This window comes from Pseudomonas sp. zjy_15, from assembly GCF_043101865.1.
Classification (GTDB): Bacteria; Pseudomonadota; Gammaproteobacteria; order Pseudomonadales; family Pseudomonadaceae; genus Aquipseudomonas; species Aquipseudomonas putida_Y.
The window spans coordinates 1-17672 of the sequence record NZ_JBICII010000003.1 but is presented as its reverse complement, the minus strand read 5'-3'; the positions used below and the strand labels follow the sequence as shown (position 1 = coordinate 17672).

Annotated in this window: 18 protein-coding genes; 5 read left to right on the top strand and 13 right to left on the bottom strand. The window is 62.0% G+C overall.

The features are described from left to right. The first annotated feature begins 194 nt into the window (after positions 1–194). Complete coding sequence (locus ACF8EF_RS00110; protein WP_021785869.1) at positions 195–614, top strand: quorum-sensing-regulated virulence factor family protein; 420 nt, start codon at positions 195–197, stop codon at positions 612–614. Between the two features lie 14 nt (positions 615–628). Here ACF8EF_RS00110 and ACF8EF_RS00105 read toward each other — a convergent pair whose 3' ends face one another. After that, positions 629–838 (bottom strand): hypothetical protein, encoded by a 210-nt coding sequence (locus ACF8EF_RS00105; RefSeq protein ID WP_176682778.1) that lies wholly within the window; start codon positions 836–838, stop codon positions 629–631. A gap of 160 nt (positions 839–998) precedes the next feature. On the opposite strand from ACF8EF_RS00105, the gene ACF8EF_RS00100 reads away from it, so the two are divergent. After that, positions 999–2117, top strand: a complete 1119-nt coding sequence (locus ACF8EF_RS00100; RefSeq protein WP_392460822.1) for an LOG family protein — start codon at positions 999–1001, stop codon at positions 2115–2117. Between the two features lie 238 nt (positions 2118–2355). Here ACF8EF_RS00100 and recX read toward each other — a convergent pair whose 3' ends face one another. The 4 genes from recX to ACF8EF_RS00080 all read right to left on the bottom strand — a co-directional run bounded on the left by recX (position 2356) and on the right by ACF8EF_RS00080 (position 5624). After that, on the bottom strand, positions 2356–2826 hold the full coding sequence (gene recX / locus ACF8EF_RS00095) for a recombination regulator RecX (RefSeq protein ID WP_019436651.1): 471 nt from the start codon (positions 2824–2826) through the stop codon (positions 2356–2358). 21 nt (positions 2827–2847) lie between these two features. Then, positions 2848–3915 (bottom strand): recombinase RecA, encoded by a 1068-nt coding sequence (gene recA, locus ACF8EF_RS00090; RefSeq protein ID WP_176682775.1) that lies wholly within the window; start codon positions 3913–3915, stop codon positions 2848–2850. A 103-nt stretch (positions 3916–4018) separates the two neighbouring features. Beyond that, complete coding sequence (locus tag ACF8EF_RS00085; protein WP_010952695.1) at positions 4019–4501, bottom strand: CinA family protein; 483 nt, start codon at positions 4499–4501, stop codon at positions 4019–4021. A gap of 34 nt (positions 4502–4535) precedes the next feature. Further along, complete coding sequence (locus ACF8EF_RS00080; RefSeq protein WP_392460821.1) at positions 4536–5624, bottom strand: hypothetical protein; 1089 nt, start codon at positions 5622–5624, stop codon at positions 4536–4538. Between the two features lie 184 nt (positions 5625–5808). Between ACF8EF_RS00080 and mutS the strand changes: the two genes are divergently transcribed. Next, positions 5809–8382, top strand: coding sequence for a DNA mismatch repair protein MutS (mutS, locus tag ACF8EF_RS00075; protein WP_176682773.1), 2574 nt, complete (start codon positions 5809–5811; stop codon positions 8380–8382). 140 nt (positions 8383–8522) lie between these two features. Beyond that, positions 8523–8846 carry a ferredoxin FdxA gene (gene fdxA, locus ACF8EF_RS00070; protein WP_027595821.1) on the top strand — a complete coding sequence of 108 codons (324 nt, stop codon included), beginning with the start codon at positions 8523–8525 and terminating at the stop codon, positions 8844–8846. Between the two features lie 516 nt (positions 8847–9362). On the opposite strand, the gene rpoS is transcribed toward fdxA, so the two are convergent. The 8 genes from rpoS to ACF8EF_RS00030 form a co-directional block, all read right to left on the bottom strand. After that, entirely contained in the window at positions 9363–10370 is a 1008-nt protein-coding gene (gene rpoS, locus ACF8EF_RS00065) for an RNA polymerase sigma factor RpoS (RefSeq protein WP_392460820.1), read from the bottom strand. 108 nt (positions 10371–10478) lie between these two features. After that, positions 10479–11336, bottom strand: coding sequence for a peptidoglycan DD-metalloendopeptidase family protein (locus ACF8EF_RS00060; protein ID WP_209963999.1), 858 nt, complete (start codon positions 11334–11336; stop codon positions 10479–10481). 237 nt (positions 11337–11573) lie between these two features. Continuing rightward, positions 11574–12212: a protein-L-isoaspartate(D-aspartate) O-methyltransferase gene (locus ACF8EF_RS00055; protein WP_176682794.1), complete on the bottom strand. Its 639-nt coding sequence runs from the start codon at positions 12210–12212 to the stop codon at positions 11574–11576. A 35-nt stretch (positions 12213–12247) separates the two neighbouring features. Continuing rightward, complete coding sequence (gene surE / locus ACF8EF_RS00050) at positions 12248–12997, bottom strand: 5'/3'-nucleotidase SurE (RefSeq protein WP_176682772.1); 750 nt, start codon at positions 12995–12997, stop codon at positions 12248–12250. Beyond that, complete coding sequence (truD, locus tag ACF8EF_RS00045; RefSeq protein WP_392460818.1) at positions 12985–14043, bottom strand: tRNA pseudouridine(13) synthase TruD; 1059 nt, start codon at positions 14041–14043, stop codon at positions 12985–12987. Before truD ends, surE begins: the two co-directional genes overlap by 13 nt. Then, positions 14040–14513: a 2-C-methyl-D-erythritol 2,4-cyclodiphosphate synthase gene (gene ispF / locus ACF8EF_RS00040; RefSeq protein WP_003252342.1), complete on the bottom strand. Its 474-nt coding sequence runs from the start codon at positions 14511–14513 to the stop codon at positions 14040–14042. The genes truD and ispF overlap by 4 nt, the downstream gene beginning before the upstream one ends. Before the next feature lie 76 nt (positions 14514–14589). Next, on the bottom strand, positions 14590–15444 hold the full coding sequence (fghA, locus tag ACF8EF_RS00035; protein ID WP_014592130.1) for an S-formylglutathione hydrolase: 855 nt from the start codon (positions 15442–15444) through the stop codon (positions 14590–14592). An 8-nt stretch (positions 15445–15452) separates the two neighbouring features. Then, on the bottom strand, positions 15453–16565 hold the full coding sequence (locus ACF8EF_RS00030; protein WP_021785895.1) for an S-(hydroxymethyl)glutathione dehydrogenase/class III alcohol dehydrogenase: 1113 nt from the start codon (positions 16563–16565) through the stop codon (positions 15453–15455). A 107-nt stretch (positions 16566–16672) separates the two neighbouring features. Here ACF8EF_RS00030 and ACF8EF_RS00025 point away from each other — a divergent pair, with 107 nt between their 5' ends. Next, positions 16673–17569: a LysR substrate-binding domain-containing protein gene (locus ACF8EF_RS00025; RefSeq protein WP_021785896.1), complete on the top strand. Its 897-nt coding sequence runs from the start codon at positions 16673–16675 to the stop codon at positions 17567–17569. The last annotated feature ends 103 nt before the right edge of the window (positions 17570–17672 follow it).

The window sequence follows — 17672 nt, the reverse complement described above, 5'->3', positions numbered from 1 at the left end:
TGGAAATGGGCACAAGGATGACTCGGAGAAAACAAGGCTGCCAGTCTACCAGAACAGGTGGCAATTGCTGTGCAGCCGGCAAAGCGCTCCTTATAATCGGTTTTTTACCGTGCCGGACCTCGCCGCGCGTAATTTCACGGAACGCCGTCGGCCCGCGCATGTCAAAGCGCCAGTCATCGAACCAGGAGAGATTCATGCTGCGCCTTATTGCCCCCGCCCTGAGCCTGCTGCTCGCCCTGCCTCTGGCAGCCCAGGCGGCATCCAAGCAGGATTACGACCTGAACACCCTGCTGCAGAAGGTCGCCAAAGAGAGCAGCGTCGGCACCCCGCGCGCAATTAACGAGGACATCCTCGATCAGGGTTACACCGTTGAAGGCAAGGCGCTGGTCAACCATCTGAGCGTACGCCAGAGCCACGCAGAGCGCATGCAGGCCAACCCTGAGCAAGTGCGTAGCCAGCTCGGCGACAGCGTGTGCCGCAACAACGGCTTCCGCAACCTGATGTCCAAGGGCGCGGTCATGGTCTACCGCTTCACGGTCTACAAAACCAACCAGCCAGTCATGGACCAAGCCTTTGACAACGCCAGCTGCCTGGCCGGCAACAAGAAGAAATAAGCATAGCGTCAAGGCTACGCTTTCTCGTCCTCATGAGCGCGCCAGCGACCTTCAGCGGCATCGGCGCGCATCTCCGCCAACAGCGCCTGCAAGTATCGCGACCGGCACTCCAGCCCCGACAGCCTGCGGCGGCACTCGGCTTCAAGGCTCAGGTGATGCACCTGGGCGGCGTTCTCCAGCTGCTGGTAGAGCTGCCGGTCCACTTCGATGACCAAGCGATGCATACCGCCACCTCCTGCATCGACACATTTCGCTCTACCAGTTAACCAAACCCGTGCTGCCGATGGCCGCAGGCCGACAGGCGGCTGCGCCGAACACCTCGGCACGATCGGGCGCAAGGGTCTAGATTGAGGTCAGAGGTATTGGTGCAGAAGGAGACGTCGCATGCCTTACCATTCGAATGAACTGCTGTTCAGCCACTTCCGCGACAACAATATCGACCTGAGCAATATCGAAGCACAACTGCAACTGGTTGCCCCCAACAGCCCCAACCTGCCGCTCTACCGCGACATGATGCTGACCATCCTGCGCATGGCCCATGACGACAGCGACCGCTGGAGCGCCAAGATCACCCTGCAGGCCCTGCGCGAACTGGACCAGTCGTTCCGCACCCTGCAGCGCTACAAGGACCGACGCAAAGTGACCGTGTTCGGCTCGGCACGCACCCCGCAGGAACATCCGATGTACGCCCTGGCCCGCGAGCTGGGCGCCACTCTGGCGCGCTCCGACCTGATGGTCATCACCGGTGCCGGCGGCGGCATCATGGCGGCTGCCCACGAAGGGGCCGGCAGCGAGCACAGTCTGGGCTTCAACATCACCTTACCCTTCGAACAACATGCCAACCCGACGGTGAACGGTACCGACAAACTACTGCCGTTCCACTTTTTCTTCATCCGCAAATTGTTCTTCGTCAAGGAGGCCGATGGCCTGGTGTTGTGCCCTGGCGGCTTCGGCACCCTGGATGAAGCGCTGGAGGTACTGACCTTGATCCAGACCGGCAAGAGCCCACTGGTGCCGGTTGTGCTACTGGATTCGCCGGGCGGAAGCTTCTGGCACGACTGCCTGGACTTCATCAGCCGCCAGCTCGAAGAAAACCGCTACATCCTGCCCAGCGACCTGAAACTGGTGCGCCTGGTGCACAGTGCCGACGAGGCCGTTGAGGAAATCAACCAGTTCTACAGCAACTACCATTCCAGCCGCTGGTTGAAGAGCCAGTTCGTGATTCGCATGCATCACCCGCTCAGCGAAGCGGCGCTGTATGACATTCAGGAAGGTTTTGCCGATTTGCGCCTGAGTGGCAAATATCACCAGCAAGCGGATAGCAGCGCCGAGCACGAAGTTGGCAATTACAGCCACCTGACCCGCCTGTCATTCGCCTTCAACGGCCGGGATCAGGGCCGCTTGCGTGAGTTGGTGGATTTCATCAACCTGCCGGAGAACTGGGCCAAGCCGGAGCCGATACATACCACGCAGAGGGCCAGGCAGGCGCTGAAAGTGAGTTGATGCTTTTTGTAACAGCTCGCGTGATGCCGGCAGGAGCAACACCTGGTCGATGGTTGGGCATAGACCGTTGCAGGAGCGGGTTCACCCGCGAAAGGGCCGGGCCTGCCAGCCAATCTCCCCGGCCATTCACCGTCACAGCCGCCACCGTATTCGCGGGTGAACCCGCTCCTACAATGGAATGGAGACAGCCTGGGGAATTTGGCAAAACAGATTATCCGCTACGGGCACATACCGAGCGTCAATAATCGTCGAGATCACGCCCGTTGAGCAGACGGCCGATCATGTCCATGGGGAACCCACGGTAAGCCAGGAACCGGGTCTGCTGGGCACGGCTGCGCGGATCTTGCGGGCGCTGCCCAGCAAACTTGCGCTGCCACACGTCTCGCATACGCTCACCCCAATTCACCTCGCTTTCACGCAGGGCCTGGTCGATGTCTGCACGCGCCAAACCACGCTGACATAGCTCTTCGCGAATACGCGCAGGGCCATAGCCAGAGCCGGAACGATAACGGATGAAACTCTCAAGGTAGCGGGCTTCACTAAGCAGCCCTTCTTCGGCGAGCCGATCGAGTTCAGGCTCGATCAACTCGTCAGAAGCGCCGCGCTGACGCAACTTGCGCGTCAGCTCGACTCGACCGTGCTCACGTCGTGCGAGCAGGTCCATGGCTGTCCGCCGGATGGCGACGGGGGTATCGAGTACGGCGGACATATTCGGCTATCTACTGCGCAATCAATAACCGGCGTCAGCGCCGGCCATGTCATCGGCATCAGCTTCGGCAGCAGCAGCTTTGCCGGCTTCAGCAACAGCGCCCGCTTTCAGCAACTTGTCACGAATCTGCTTCTCGATCTCGGCACCAATAGCCGGGTTCTCAGCCAGGTACTTGGCAGCGTTGGCTTTGCCTTGACCGATCTTGTTGCCCTGGTAGGCGTACCAGGCACCGGACTTCTCGACCAGGCCCTGAGATACCCCCAGGTCAATGATCTCGCCGTTACGGTAGATACCTTTGCCGTAAAGAATCTGGAACTCAGCCTGACGGAACGGAGGCGAGACCTTGTTCTTGACGATCTTGACGCGGGTTTCGCTGCCGACCACCTCGTCGCCTTCCTTGACCGCGCCGGTACGGCGGATGTCCAGACGGACCGAAGCATAGAACTTCAGGGCGTTACCACCGGTCGTGGTTTCCGGGCTGCCGAACATCACACCGATCTTCATACGGATCTGGTTGATGAAGATGACCAGGCAGTTGGCATTCTTGATGTTACCGGTGATCTTGCGCAGCGCCTGGGACATCAGGCGGGCCTGCAGGCCCACATGCATATCACCCATCTCGCCTTCGATCTCGGCCTTCGGCACCAACGCGGCCACGGAGTCGACAATGATCACGTCGACCGCGTTGGAGCGCACCAGCATGTCGGTGATTTCAAGGGCCTGTTCACCGGTGTCCGGCTGCGAAACCAACAGGTCATCGACGTTGACGCCCAGCTTGCCGGCGTACTCAGGGTCAAGGGCATGCTCGGCGTCGACGAAGGCGCAGGTGGCACCGTTCTTCTGCGCTTCAGCGATGACAGACAGCGTCAGCGTGGTCTTACCCGACGATTCCGGGCCGTAGATCTCGACGATACGGCCTTTTGGCAGACCGCCGATACCCAGGGCGATATCCAGGCCCAGCGAGCCGGTGGAAATGGCAGGAATGCCTTGACGCTCATGGTCACCCATGCGCATGACCGCGCCTTTACCAAATTGGCGTTCGATCTGACCCAGGGCCGCAGCCAAGGCGCGCTTCTTGTTGTCGTCCATTGAAATCCTCACGTGTTCGACTTGGCCCTGACGGCCGGAATACCTGTATAAGTAGCCAGTATTATTCCACAGGCAGACGCCCGCGCAAACCCCTGTCGTCGATTTACTCGGCACCAAGCTGTAACAAGCCGTCTAACGCGGCGATCACCGTCTGTCGACGCACCGCCTCGCGGTCACCGTCGAACTGCCGGCGTTCGCTGAACACCCGGTCGCCGTCACCCCAGGCCAGCCACACGGTGCCCACCGGTTTGGCTGGCGAGCCGCCGTCCGGCCCGGCCACACCACTCACCGCCACGGCAAAGCGTGCGCCACTGGCGGCCTGAGCTCCGCGGACCATGGCTTCGACCACTTCCTGGCTGACTGCCCCCACCTGACCGAACAACGCTTCAGGTACCCCCAGCTGGCGGGTTTTCTGGGCATTGGAATAGGTGACGTAGCCGGCTTCGAACCAGGCCGAGCTGCCAGGTATGCGGGTGATGGCTTCGGCAATGCCACCACCGGTGCATGATTCGGCGGTAGTCACCTGCGCATTGAATCGGCGCAGGTGTTCACCCAGACGGGTGGCGAGCGTGGTGATCGGGTCCATGTAGGGTGCTCCTTGAGGGCGGCTCTCTACCCTATCACCCTGCTTCGAACTCTGGCTCAGGAACTTTCAGGCTGGCCCGGGCGATTTCGCTGAACGCCAGTTCGTCACGCTGCCCCAACCGCGGCAGCCCCTCAGGCCACTCCCGGCTACAGTCGAAGCCGCCCAGCTTGCGCATGTCCTCAATTGCCGAACGCCACCAGACCACCTTGCACGCGCGCTGGTAATCATCACCACTCATCACACTGCCATAGAGCAACTTGCGGCCGATGCCACGCAGCTCCCGGGGCACATGCTTGAGGCTCCATTTCACCGAGAGCCGAGTCAACCACGAGGGCTCCGGGCGGTGCGCCGGCACCTTCAGGGCCAGACCTGGCATCTTCGGATGAAAATGCTCGCCATGCCGGGCAAAGAAGATTTCTAGAATGGCATGCACGTACTGCTTCATCGCAAAGTAATGGCTGATCACGCCGCGCGCCTCGTTGATCTGCGCGCCATCCAGTTCGAAGGAAAAGGCGATCTGCTCGATCGTATGCAGGTCACGGGCATACGGCGTCCAGGTGTCGATCCGGCAGATGGCGCGCTCGGCGGTGCCTACGTTGTCGCGGATAAAGCCCATGACACCGCTGTTACACAGCCGCAAGTCATCGGCCGGCGCTTCGCCCGACTCCGCAAGTCCTTCGGTGAAACTGCGGTAATAACTGCTGCGGGAGGCCTCGGCCCAGCTCATTTCCACCTCGTCGACCAAGAACTGCCCGGCATCGACCTGGCTGAACAGCTTTTGCGGCGACTGCAGAAATACCGTATCGGTATCGATGAACACGGTCTTGTCCGCCCACTGACCGGCCAGGGCAATGGCACAGGCCTTGCGCCGGTGGGTGTAGCCGCCGTAGCCGGCCCAGGCCTGCAGGGTCTGCTCGTCCAGTGCGATCACTTCCACCGGCCAGCCGGCAAAAGCCTGTGGCTGGTCGGTAAGCACACGGATCACCGGCAGCTCAGCCGACCTGCAACGGGCCAGGGCGGTAAGGATGCTGAGTTTTGCCTCCAGCTGGTAGATCCGGCGCTCGCCATAAAGGAGGTAGATCAGCTGTTGCGATACATAAGGGACAGGGCTGGACACATTCATCGTGCAGGTCACGGCTAGGGGCATTCATCGAGGGGCGCGCATTCTAGAGGGTTACGCGGTGCAGCTCCACCATTGCCCGCCAGACTGCGCGCATGCCCCAAAGCACGCGCCTGCATCGCAACGAAAAAGCCTGTACCATTACGGGTTTACCATCGCCAACCAGATCCCCCCTGTAAGGCCCTGAATGTCAGATCTTTCCGCACACACCCCGATGATGCAGCAGTACTGGAAGCTGAAGAACCAGCACCCGGACCAGCTGATGTTCTACCGCATGGGCGACTTCTACGAAATCTTCTACGAAGATGCGAAAAAGGCCGCGAAACTGCTGGATATCACCCTGACCGCCCGCGGTCAGTCGGCCGGCCAGTCCATCCCCATGTGCGGGATTCCGTTCCATTCGCTGGAGGGTTACCTGGCCAAGCTGGTCAAACTCGGCGAGTCGGTGGTGATCTGTGAGCAGATCGGCGACCCGGCCACCAGCAAGGGTCCGGTGGAACGCCAGGTGGTGCGCATCATCACCCCGGGCACGGTCAGTGACGAGGCACTGCTCGACGAGCGCCGCGACAACCTGATTGCCGCACTGCTCGGTGACGAGCGCCTGTTCGGCCTGGCGGTACTGGACATCACCAGCGGCAATTTCAGCGTGCAGGAGATCAAGGGCTGGGAAAACCTGCTGGCCGAACTCGAGCGCCTGAACCCGGTCGAGCTGTTGATCCCCGACGACTGGCCACGGGACCTGCCTGCGGAGAAACGCCCAGGCGCCCGCCGCCGCGCACCGTGGGACTTCGACCGCGACTCGGCACGCAAGGCCCTGTGCCAGCAGTTCGCGACCAAGGACCTCAAGGGCTTCGGCTGCGACAAGCTGACCCTGGCCATCGGTGCCGCCGGCTGCCTGCTGACCTACGCCAAGGAAACCCAGCGCACCGCCCTGCCGCACTTGCGCAGCCTGCGCCACGAGCGCCTGGATGATACGGTCATCCTCGATGGTGCCAGCCGGCGCAACCTGGAGCTGGACATCAACCTGGCCGGTGGGCGCGACAACACCCTGCAATCGGTAATCGACCGCTGCCAGACCGCCATGGCCAGCCGCCTGCTGAGCCGCTGGCTGAACCGCCCACTGCGCGACCTCAAGGTGCTGCAAGCACGCCAGGACTCGATCCGCTGCCTGCTCGACAGCTACCGCTTCGAAAAGCTGCAGCCGCAGTTGAAGGAAATTGGCGATATCGAGCGGATCCTCGCCCGTATTGGCCTGCGCAATGCCCGCCCGCGCGACCTGGCACGCCTGCGCGATGCGCTGGGCGCGTTGCCAGAGTTGCAGAACGCCATGACCGAGCTCGAAGCGCCGCACCTGGCGCGCCTGGCGGCGATTACCGGTACCTATCCGGAGCTGGCCAGCCTGCTGGAGCGGGCAATCATCGACAACCCGCCGGCGGTGATCCGCGACGGCGGTGTACTGAAGGCCGGCTATGACAACGAACTGGACGAGCTGCTGGCAATCAGCGAGAACGCCGGCCAGTTCCTGATCGACCTGGAAGCCCGGGAAAAGGCCCGTACCGGCCTTGCCAACCTCAAGGTCGGCTACAACCGTGTACACGGCTACTTCATCGAACTGCCGACCAAGCAGGCCGAGCAGGCCCCGGGCGACTACATCCGCCGCCAGACACTCAAAGGCGCCGAGCGCTTCATCACCCCGGAGCTGAAGGCGTTCGAGGACAAGGCATTGTCGGCCAAAAGCCGCGCCCTGGCCCGCGAAAAGATGCTCTACGACGCCCTGCTGGAAACCTTGATCAGCCACCTGGCACCCCTGCAGGACAGCGCAGCCGCGCTGGCCGAACTGGATGTGCTCAGCAACCTGGCCGAGCGGGCGCTTAACCTCGACCTTAACTGCCCGCGCTTTGTCGACGAACCGTGCCTGCGCATCGAGCAAGGCCGCCACCCGGTGGTGGAGCAGGTACTGACCACACCGTTCGTGGCCAACGACCTGGGCCTGGACAACAGCACGCGCATGCTGATCATCACCGGCCCGAACATGGGCGGTAAGTCCACCTACATGCGCCAGACCGCCCTGATCGTGCTGCTGGCGCACATCGGCAGCTTCGTCCCTGCGGCGAGTTGCGAGCTGTCGCTGGTCGACCGCATCTTCACGCGCATCGGCTCCAGTGACGACCTGGCAGGCGGGCGCTCGACCTTCATGGTCGAGATGAGCGAAACCGCCAACATCCTGCACAACGCCACCGACCGCAGCCTGGTGCTGATGGACGAAGTGGGCCGCGGCACCAGTACCTTTGACGGCCTGTCGCTGGCCTGGGCCGCCGCCGAGCGCCTGGCCCAACTGCGTGCCTACACACTGTTCGCCACGCACTACTTCGAACTGACCGTGCTGCCGGAGAGCGAGCCGCTGGTGGCCAACGTGCACCTGAACGCCACCGAGCACAACGAACGCATCGTGTTCCTGCACCATGTACTGCCCGGCCCTGCCAGCCAGAGCTACGGCCTGGCCGTGGCGCAACTGGCCGGCGTCCCCACGGCGGTCATCCAGCGTGCCCGCGAACACCTGGGGCGCCTGGAAACCACCAGCCTGCCGCACGAGCAGCCCCCGGCCGCAAAAGCCAAGGATGCGCCGCAGGTACCGCACCAGAGCGACCTGTTCGCCAGCCTGCCACATCCAGCCATCGAGAAGCTGGGCAAGCTGCAACTGGACGACATGACCCCGCGTCAAGCTATCGAAATGCTATATCAACTAAAGAACCTGTTATAACGGCGCCCATTACAAGCTGGTAGAATCCGCCGCGGTTTGCTGGTGCTGCAGGTTATTAGCCTGGCCTGCAGCCACATGCCCGTAAACCGCGCGGCCCTGAGAGGAAGGGCCGCCGCCGTCGCCTGAGGAGAGAATTAGAAATGACCTTCGTCGTCACCGACAACTGCATCAAATGCAAATACACCGACTGCGTGGAAGTCTGTCCGGTGGACTGCTTCTACGAAGGCCCGAACTTCCTGGTCATCCACCCGGACGAGTGCATCGACTGCGCCCTGTGCGAGCCGGAGTGCCCAGCGCAAGCCATCTTCTCGGAAGACGAAGTGCCTTCGGGCATGGAAAACTTCATCGAGCTGAACGCCGAGCTGGCGGAAATCTGGCCTAATATCACCGAGCGTAAGGATGCCCTGCCGGACGCTGAAGAATGGGATGGCAAGACCGGCAAGATTGCCGACCTGGAGCGCTGATAGCGCCCAGACGCGAAAAAGGCCCTTCGGGGCCTTTTTTGTTTTCCTACGTGCAAAAAAAAGGGGCGGTTTGACCCGCCCACATTTTTTCCGTAGTCCCTGCTTGTCCCAAACATCATCCTGATGAAATCGCTTCTTGCGATGTCCTTGGCCTTCATCCTGAAAGCCTGTGCATGTCCCTGTGCACAGTTCGAATACTAGCGGGTTGAGCCGGGCGGGCAAGCGCGAGACCTCACAGGGTATTTCCGACGACACATATGGTCAGCGGCGAATAAATCATGATTTTCAATGAGTTGTAAAAAAACAGAGCCAGGAAACGACAATGGTCTACTGAGGCTTGCATAGATAGCTTACAAAACGAGTAAGAAAAGGCTTACATGCAATGTTACCGGGGTAGCGGAATACACATTGGGTATCTGTTCTGCCCTGAAGTGCGCCCCGCCGCTCTCAAGCTTTTCCGCTACAGACGAAAACGCCCCGAGGTCATCGGGGCGTTTTGAGTGACACAGACCTTCGCTACTGGAACAAGGACTCACTGGACAGGCCATTCTTCTCAAGGATCTCGCGCAAACGCTTGAGCCCCTCTACCTGAATCTGCCGCACCCGTTCCCGGGTCAGGCCTATCTCCAGGCCAACATCCTCAAGGGTACTGCTTTCATGCCCACGCAGGCCAAAGCGACGCACCACCACCTCGCGCTGCTTGTCGGTCAGCTCACCCAGCCACTGATCGATGCTCTGCGACAGGTCGTCATCCTGCAGCAATTCGCACGGATCAGTCGGACGGTCGTCGGTCAGCGTATCAAGCAGGGTCTTGTCCGAGTCCGGGCCAAGCGACACATCCACCGACGACACCCGCTCATTCAGGCCCAGCATGCGCTTGACCTCGGTGACCGGCTTCTCCAGCAGCGTGGCGATTTCTTCTGGTGAAGGTTCGTGGTCGAGTTTCTGGGTCAGCTCGCGCGCGGCGCGCAGGTAGACGTTCAGTTCCTTGACCACGTGGATCGGCAGGCGAATGGTGCGGGTCTGGTTCATGATCGCCCGTTCGATGGTCTGGCGAATCCACCAGGTCGCATAGGTCGAGAAACGGAAACCACGCTCCGGGTCGAACTTCTCGACCGCACGGATCAACCCCAGGTTGCCTTCCTCGATCAGGTCGAGCAACGACAGGCCACGGTTCACGTAACGACGGGCAATTTTGACAACCAGGCGCAGGTTGCTTTCGATCATGCGCTTGCGGCCGGCAGGGTCACCCTTTTGCGACAAGCGCGCAAAATGCACTTCTTCTTCCGGCGAAAGCAGCGGCGAGAAACCGATCTCGTTGAGATACAACTGGGTGGCATCGAGCGCCCGGCTGTAATCGATGTACTTGTGTTGCTTGAGCGAAGAGCCCGACCTGGCCCTCGTCCGAACCGAAGATACAGCAGGTTCGTCTGACACCACATCCGTTTCCAAAACGATACCCGTCTCCATCAGGAGGACGTCATCATCGATGTCAAACTCCGGCACTTCTTTACTGAGAGCCATTGTTATAATCCTTTGCTGAGTTCGAACTCAGACTCGAGCGGCACCTTTATCCCTGGCAGCGCTTGAGCCTGTCCCCTCTACATCACAGGAACAGGCTGGGTACAACGATCAACGACGTGGCAGGAACTGGAGCGGATCGACGGGTTTGCCCTGGCGGCGAATCTCGAAATGCAGCTTCACCCGATCTGTGCCCGTAGACCCCATTTCAGCAATCGACTGCCCTGCCTTGACCTGCTGCCCCTCCCGAACCAACAGCCTGCGGTTATGACCGTAGGCACTGACGTAGGTGTCGCTGTGCTTGATGATGATCAGCTCGCCGTAGCCCCTCAAACCACTTCCGGCGTAGACCACTGCACCATCAGACGCAGCAAAAACAGGCTGTCCCAAATCACCGGCGATATCAATGCCTTTATTCAAACTACCGTTTGAAGCGAATTTTCCAATCAGCACGCCGTTGGCCGGCCAGGCCCAACCGCCTACGGCACGCTCCGCAGCCGGCACACTGGCAACCGCTGGCGCATTGCCCGAAGAGGCCGGCGTGACCGGTTTACGGGTGCTGGCAGGCGCCGTGGCAGGAGTGCCCACAGGCCGCCGCGTGACCGTAGTGCGGCTTGACGAGGACGGGCTGGACACCACCGTGGTGCGGCTGCCGGAGCCGCTGCTGAATCGAATCGCCTGGCCCGGGCGAATGGTATAAGGCGCCCGGATGCCATTGCGTGCAGCCAGCTCCTTGTAGTCCCAACCATAACGGAAGGCGATGGAGAACAGGGTGTCGCCTGGCTTGACGATATATTGCCCGGAAGTCACTGCCGGACGCTTGGGAACGGTGTTGTTGCGGTCGACCACCCGCGCGCTGTTGCTGCCGGTGCTTGAGCAACCCACCAGAAGCGCGCCCATGGCCAATGCAATCACCAGAAGCTTGAAACCCGAGCCGTCCTTGCGCTGCCGAATGACTGTGTGACCCACCCGCGCTCCCCTCATGGTGCCGAAAATCGATATGAAGACAAGAAATGCAATATTGTTGCAATTATAACCAAGCCAGCCGGTATTGGCAGACGGCTACGAAAGACGAGCGCAAAACCCCGGTGCACGCTGTGCGTTAGCGCTTCGCACCGCCTGATAGACAGGGCGAAGCGACAAGAATTCGCCACCGGCACAAAAATACACCGCGCCTCATGCCTGCACAGCTCAGTTCAACAGACCTCAGGCCAGCGGACCATTGAGCAGCGGCACGAAACGCACAGCCCCCAGCACGCGACGGGAGAAACCATGCTCCTCGCGTACGATCAGCATCAGTTGCTGCGTTTCGCCGGCCGGCCCTACCGGGATGACCATGCGCCCACCGGGTGCCAGCTGGTCGAGCAGTGCCTGTGGCACCTCCGGCGCCACGGCGGTGACGATGATGCCATTGTACGGCGCAAGTGCCGGCCACCCCTCGCAACCGTCGCCCCAGCGGAATACCACGTTGCGCAGGTTCAGTTCCACCAGGCGCTCTTTGGCCCGATCCTGCAGTACCTTGATGCGCTCTACCGAGAACACCCGCTCGACCAGCTGGGCCAGGATCGCCGTCTGGTAACCCGAGCCGGTACCAATCTCCAGCACCTTGTCCAGTGGCCCGGCCTCGAGCAACAGCTCGCTCATGTGAGCAACCATGAACGGCTGGGAGATGGTCTGGTTGTGGCCGATCGGCAGCGCGGTGTCTTCGTAAGCCCGATGCGCCAGCGCCTCGTCAACGAACAGGTGGCGCGGCGTACGCCGGATCACGTCAAGCACCTTGGGGTTCGAAACACCCTCCTCGCACAAGCGCTGGATCAGCCGCTCCCGGGTACGCTGAGAGGTCATGCCGATGCCACGCCGCAGCATATCGTCCTCACGCATCAGAGCAGGCCCTCCAGCCAACCATCGAGCTGCTCGAAGGCATCATTGAAGGTGCGATCGAGTTGCAGCGGGGTAATCGATACGTAGCCTTGCATCACCGCGTGGAAGTCGGTGCCCGGCCCGCCATCCTCGGCATCACCGGCCACGGCAATCCAGTAGCCTTCCTTGCCACGCGGGTTGACTACCTTGGTTGGCGCCGCCGCCCGCGCCCGGTGACCGAGACGGGTGAGCTGGATGCCACGGATGTGCTCCAGCGGCAAGTTGGGAATATTGATGTTGAGTACGGTGCGTGGCGGCAACGCCAGGCGCGACTGTGCCTCGACCAGGCGGCGGGCGATATAGGCCGCGGTCGGCAGGTTGTCCGGCTGGCGCGACAACAGCGAGAACGCCAGCGAGGTACCGCCGAGGAAGCGGCCTTCCAGCGCCGCAGCGACCGTACCCGAATACAGCACGTCATCGCCCAGGTTGGCACCGAGGTTGATCCCCGATACGACCATGTCCGGCGTCTGCGGCAACAGCCCATTGAGCCCCAGGTGCACGCAATCGGTCGGCGTGCCATTGAGGCTGATGAAGCCATTGGCCAGGGTCTGCGGATGCAGTGGCCGGTCCAGCGTCAGCGAACTGCTGGCGCCGCTCTTGTCTTGATCCGGGGCGATCACCGCGCACTCGGCATAATCCACCAGCGCAGCATGCAGCGCGGCGATGCCAGGTGCGGTAACACCGTCGTCATTCGAAATCAGAATACGCATGGGCTGTCCGTCTGCCCTGCCGACACCAGATCCACGACTTCACGCACCACCACGGTGGCGAAGCATCCGGCCGGCAGGACGAATTCCAGTTGCAGGATATCAGGCTCGGGATAATGCCACGTCAGGCCGCCAATAGGGAGCCGCAGAATTCGTCGTTCGTGATCCATGCCCGCCTGGGCCAACCACTGGCAAAGTGCTGGCTGACTTGAGCCGATAGCGTTTTCCAGCTGGGCAGGCGCAGCGCCAGCAGGCGAAGCGCCCTCCCCCCACATCGGGCCGGTCGGATGCAGGTCGAGAATCGCCAGGCGCGGGTCGCCACATTCTGCCTCACCCGCCGGGAAGAAACTGCGGCTGTCGGTGAACGCCAGCAGGTCCCCGACCTGGGCTCGGGTCCAGCTACCGTCAGCGACACGCGCAGCCAGCACCTGATTGAACAGGTAGCTGCGCCCGGCCGAAAGCAGCCGCGAACGCACGTTGCGCTGTTCAGGCAAAGCCTTGCGTACGGCCCAATCGAGGGCGTCATGGACGTTGCCACCGCCGTGCCCGAAGCGCTGGGTGCCGAAATAGTTGGGCACACCTTGCCGCCTGAGCTGTTCCAGACGCGCATCAACCGCCTGGTGATCGGCAGCCAAGGCCGTCAGGCGCAAGGTGAAACCGTTGGCCGAATGCGCCCCGCGCTGCAGTTTGCGCTGGTGACGCACCTGCTTGAGCACACGCAGGCTGGCATCCTCGGCTCGCGACAGATCCGGGTCGGCCTTGCCCGGCAGGTGCAGGCTGAACCACTGGCGGGTCAGCGCCTGGCGGTCCTTGAGGCCGGCGTAGCTGATGCTGCGCACCGGCACGCCAGCGGCGCGGGCGAGGCGCCGGGCAGCTTCTTCAGTGTTCAGATCACGCTTCTCGACCCACAGCCACAGGTGCTCGCCCTGGCCCGATAGCGGGATATCCAGGACTTCGTCAACCTGAAAGTCTTCGGCAACCGCTTTGAGGACGGCGGTACCCAGGGATTCACCCGATGCGCGCGGGCCCAGCAGTTCCAGTTCGGTCATGCTGGCAGCAGCAGGGCGACCGAATGCACGGCAATGCCCTCCTCGCGACCGGTAAAGCCCAGCTTCTCTGTGGTGGTGGCCTTGACATTGACCTGGTCGAGCTCGACCTGCAGGTCTTCGGCGATCAACTGGCGCATGGTTTCGATGTGTGGGGCCATTTTCGGTGCCTGGGCGACGATGGTGGCGTCAACGTTGCCGACCTTCCAGCCCTTGGCCTTGACGATGCCGACTACATGGCGCAGCAGCGCGCGGCTGTCAGCCCCCTTGAACTGCGGGTCAGTGTCAGGGAAGTGCTTGCCGATGTCGCCCAGTGCCGCAGCGCCAAGCAAGGCATCGCTCAGGGCGTGCAGCAGCACGTCACCGTCGGAATGGGCCAGCAGGCCGTATTTGTGCGGGATGCGCACCCCGCCCAAGGTAATGAAATCACCGTCGCAGAAACGGTGCACATCGTAGCCGTGGCCAATACGCATAAGAAAACGCCCTGAAAGAGTCAGGGCGTGATTCTACCTGCTTTGCAGCGGGTTTGGCGGCTTTTGGACCAGGGTGTTACACCCGCCCCAGTGCCACCGCATGATGGCGTAGGTGCTCCTCGATGAAGCTGGCAATGAAGTAGTAGCTATGGTCATAGCCCGGCTGCATACGCAGGGTCATTTCATGGCCACCTTTGCGTGCCGCCTGTTCCAGTGCTTCAGGCTTGAGTTGCTTCTCGAGGAAGTCGTCACGGTCGCCCTGGTCCACCAGCAACGGCGGGCATTGGCCAGCAGGGGTTTCAGCCAGCAGCACGCTGGCATCCCACTCACGCCAGCGCCCACGGTCTTCACCCAGGTAGCGGCTGAAGGCCTTCTCGCCCCACGGACAATCCATCGGATTGCTGATCGGCGAGAATGCCGACACCGAGCGGTAGCGCCCCGGGTTGCGCAAGGCGCACACCAGCGCGCCATGGCCCCCCATGGAGTGGCCGCTGATGCTGCGCTCGCCCGACGCCGGGAAATGTGCCTCGATCAGGGCTGGCAACTCCTCCACCACATAGTCATGCATGCGGTAGTGCTGGGCCCAGGGTTGCTGGGTAGCGTTGAGGTAGAAGCCCGCCCCCAGGCCGAAGTCCCAGGCGCCGTCCGGATCGCCCGGCACCTGCTCGCCACGCGGACTGGTGTCGGGAGCAACGATGATCAGCCCCAGCTCGGCGGCCAGACGCTGGGCGCCGGCCTTCTGCATGAAGTTCTCGTCGGTGCAGGTGAGGCCGCTGAGCCAGTACAGTACCGGCAGCTTCTCGCCCTGCTCGGCCTGCGGCGGCAGGTACACAGCGAACACCATGTCGCAACCCAGCACCTTGGAGTGATGCCGGTAACGCTTGTGCCAGCCGCCGAAGCTCTTCTGGCAGGAGATGTTATCCAGGCTCATGGCAAACCTCAGAAGTGGATCACGCTACGGATGCTCTTGCCTTCATGCATCAGGTCGAAGGCCTTGTTGATGTCTTCCAGACCCATCGTGTGGGTGATGAAGGTGTCCAGCGGGATCTCGCCTTTCTCGGACATTTCCACGTAGCTCGGCAGCTCGCTGCGGCCACGCACGCCGCCGAACGCCGAACCACGCCAAACCCGACCGGTCACCAGCTGGAACGGACGCGTGGAAATTTCCTGGCCGGCACCGGCCACACCGATGATGACCGACTCACCCCAGCCCTTGTGGCAGCATTCCAGGGCGGCGCGCATCAGTTGAACGTTGCCGATGCACTCGAAGGAGAAGTCCACGCCGCCATCGGTGAGGTCGACGATCACTTCCTGGATCGGGCGATCGTAGTCTTTCGGGTTGACGCAATCGGTGGCACCCAGCTGGCGGGCGATTTCGAACTTGGCCGGGTTGATGTCGATGGCGATGATACGCGAGGCCTTGGCCTTGACCGCACCGATCACGGCCGACAGGCCGATGCCACCGAGGCCGAAGATGGCCACGGTATCACCCGGCTTGACCTTGGCAGTGTTGAGCACCGCGCCGATACCGGTGGTGACGCCGCAGCCCAGCAGGCAGACCTTCTCCAGTGGTGCTTCTTTCTGGATCTTGGCCACGGAAATTTCCGGCAGCACGGTGTATTCGGAGAAGGTCGAGGTACCCATGTAGTGGAACAGCTCCTGGCCCTTGTACGAGAAGCGCGTGGTGCCGTCCGGCATCAGGCCCTTGCCCTGGGTGGCGCGGATGGCCTGGCACAGGTTGGTCTTGCCCGAGAGGCAGAACTTGCACTTGCCGCATTCCGGGGTGTACAGCGGGATGACGTGGTCACCTACAGCGACCGAGGTGACCCCCTCGCCTACCGCTTCGACGATTGCACCACCTTCGTGGCCGAGGATCGATGGGAAGATACCCTCCGGGTCAGCACCGGACAGGGTATAGGCATCGGTGTGGCAGACACCGCTGGCGACCACGCGCAGCAGCACTTCACCGGCCTTTGGCATGGCCACGTCGACTTCGACGATTTCCAGGGGTTTCTTGGCTTCGAAGGCTACGGCAGCACGGGACTTGATCATCAAAGGTCTCCAGACAGTGGGTCGATTCAGTCTTGCAGTGTAATTCAGCGCCTTTTGATGAATAATCAGGCCAAAGACAAAACATTATTGCCATACAGGGATAATCGATGAGCAGCCGATGGGAAGGCATCGACGAATTCGTCGCCGTGGCCGAATCGGGCCAGTTCACTGCCGCCGCCGAACGCCTGGGGGTTTCCTCATCGCACATCAGCCGGCAGATCGCCCGGCTGGAAGAACGCCTGCAAACGCGCTTGCTGTACCGCAGTACCCGCCGGGTAACCCTGAGCGAGGCCGGGCAGACCTTCCTGCAGCATTGCCAGCGCTTGCAGGATGGCCGTGAGGAAGCGCTGCGCGCCATGGGCGACCTGGCCAGCGAACCCAAGGGGTTGCTGCGCATGACCTGCGCTGTGGCCTACGGCGAGCGCTTCATCGTGCCGCTGGTGACGCGATTTATGGCGCTGTACCCGCAGCTGCGCGTGGATGTGGAACTGAGCAACCACACCCTCGACCTGCTGCATGAAGGCATGGACCTGGCCATCCGCCTGGGTCGCCTGGCCGACTCTCGCTTGGTGGCTACCCGCCTGGCGCCGAGGCGCATGTACCTGTGCGCCTCGCCGGCCTATCTTGAGCGTTATGGCCGGCCGCACAGCCTGTCGGAGCTGGCGCGGCACAATTGCCTGGTGGGGAGTTCGGACTTGTGGGCACTACAGCAGGATGGCCGTGAGATCAGCCAGCGGGTACAGGGCAACTGGCGCTGCAACAGTGGCCAGGCAGTGCTGGATGCGGCGTTACAAGGGATAGGGTTATGCCAGTTGCCGGATTACTACGTGCTGGAACACCTCAATAGCGGTGCGCTGGTGTCGCTGCTGGAGGCGCACCAGCCGCCGAATACGGCGGTATGGGCGCTGTATCCGCAGCAGAGGCACCTGTCGCCGAAGGTACGGCGGCTGGTGGATTACCTGAAGGAGGGGTTGGCAGGGTTGCCGGAATATCGTTTCGGCTGACGGGATGTGCTGCATGTACTGGCCTCTTCGCGGGTGAACCCGCTCCTACGGCGGCCTGTGTCCAACGCCCGATGTGTGTCCACCACCGTGGTAGGAGCGGGTT

Bases quoted from the DNA above. Each gene is read 5' to 3' on its own strand.
- ispF (WP_003252342.1), bottom strand. From the start codon at position 14,513: ATGCGTATTGGCCACGGCTACGATGTGCACCGTTTCTGCGACGGTGAT.
- ACF8EF_RS00080 (WP_392460821.1), bottom strand. From the start codon at position 5,624: ATGAATGTGTCCAGCCCTGTCCCTTATGTATCGCAACAGCTGATCTAC.
- ACF8EF_RS00030 (WP_021785895.1), bottom strand. From the start codon at position 16,565: ATGATCAAGTCCCGTGCTGCCGTAGCCTTCGAAGCCAAGAAACCCCTG.
- ACF8EF_RS00085 (WP_010952695.1), bottom strand. From the start codon at position 4,501: ATGGACCCGATCACCACGCTCGCCACCCGTCTGGGTGAACACCTGCGC.
- rpoS (WP_392460820.1), bottom strand. From the start codon at position 10,370: ATGGCTCTCAGTAAAGAAGTGCCGGAGTTTGACATCGATGATGACGTC.
- ACF8EF_RS00110 (WP_021785869.1), top strand. From the start codon at position 195: ATGCTGCGCCTTATTGCCCCCGCCCTGAGCCTGCTGCTCGCCCTGCCT.
- recA (WP_176682775.1), bottom strand. From the start codon at position 3,915: ATGGACGACAACAAGAAGCGCGCCTTGGCTGCGGCCCTGGGTCAGATC.
- truD (WP_392460818.1), bottom strand. From the start codon at position 14,043: ATGACCGAACTGGAACTGCTGGGCCCGCGCGCATCGGGTGAATCCCTG.
- ACF8EF_RS00100 (WP_392460822.1), top strand. From the start codon at position 999: ATGCCTTACCATTCGAATGAACTGCTGTTCAGCCACTTCCGCGACAAC.
- ACF8EF_RS00025 (WP_021785896.1), top strand. From the start codon at position 16,673: ATGAGCAGCCGATGGGAAGGCATCGACGAATTCGTCGCCGTGGCCGAA.
- fghA (WP_014592130.1), bottom strand. From the start codon at position 15,444: ATGAGCCTGGATAACATCTCCTGCCAGAAGAGCTTCGGCGGCTGGCAC.
- ACF8EF_RS00055 (WP_176682794.1), bottom strand. From the start codon at position 12,212: ATGACCTCTCAGCGTACCCGGGAGCGGCTGATCCAGCGCTTGTGCGAG.
- surE (WP_176682772.1), bottom strand. From the start codon at position 12,997: ATGCGTATTCTGATTTCGAATGACGACGGTGTTACCGCACCTGGCATC.
- ACF8EF_RS00105 (WP_176682778.1), bottom strand. From the start codon at position 838: ATGCATCGCTTGGTCATCGAAGTGGACCGGCAGCTCTACCAGCAGCTG.
- fdxA (WP_027595821.1), top strand. From the start codon at position 8,523: ATGACCTTCGTCGTCACCGACAACTGCATCAAATGCAAATACACCGAC.
- recX (WP_019436651.1), bottom strand. From the start codon at position 2,826: ATGTCCGCCGTACTCGATACCCCCGTCGCCATCCGGCGGACAGCCATG.
- mutS (WP_176682773.1), top strand. From the start codon at position 5,809: ATGTCAGATCTTTCCGCACACACCCCGATGATGCAGCAGTACTGGAAG.